Source organism: Oleiphilus sp. HI0128, from assembly GCF_001635365.1.
Map to the genome: position 1 here is coordinate 1 of NZ_LWGG01001341.1, position 727 is coordinate 727.

The following is a 727-nucleotide window of genomic DNA, read 5'->3' on the forward strand; positions in this document are numbered from 1 at the left end:
GACAAGGTTGGCCTGAGCCATCGAATCCATCACTACCCTAAACAGCTTTCGGGTGGTGAACAACAACGTGTTGCTATCGCTCGAGCCTTCTCTTCTGAGCCAAAAATATTGTTTGCAGACGAGCCTACCGGCAATCTCGACAGTAATACAGGGCAACAAATTGTAGAACAGCTTTTTTCCTTGAACTCTCAGTTGGGAACAACCCTTGTACTCGTAACGCATGACGAACAACTAGCTAAGCGCTGCGCCCGAACCGTACGCATGAGCGATGGCCAGGTAAAGGAGCTAAATGCTTAAGATGAATACAAGCACGCAAGGCCTCAGTTTCCTCAAACTTATTCGTCTGTCCCAGTCTCTTCTCAGACGAGAAACCCGTTCGGGGCAGCTCACCTTAATCATCTTTTCTCTTATTCTAGCCGTCACCGTCGCTACCATTATCAGTGTATTCAGTGCGCGTATGGAAGCCGGCATGTTGGCAAAGTCTACCGAGCTGCTTGGCGCCGACCTGCGCATTCGCTCCAGTCAAGAAATCCCGGCCGGGTTCGAAGAACGTGCGCAACAAAGCGGTTTATCAACCAGTACCACCTTGGAGTTCCCAAGTGTTGTGGTGGTAGGGNATGAAATGTCTTTGGCCGCCGTTAAAGCCGTCGATGATCATTACCCTCTTAAAGGTAAGGTTATGACTAGCTTGAGTGCCTTCAAGCCCGGGGAGAAAAGCCCAACAGGA

General features: G+C 50.1%; 1 protein-coding gene. It reads left to right on the top strand.

The annotated features are described in order from the left end of the window. On the top strand, nucleotides 1-297 hold a 297-nt coding region (locus A3763_RS22370; protein WP_156495263.1), incomplete at its 5' end, for an ATP-binding cassette domain-containing protein. Between the last annotated feature and the right edge of the window lie 430 nt (nucleotides 298-727).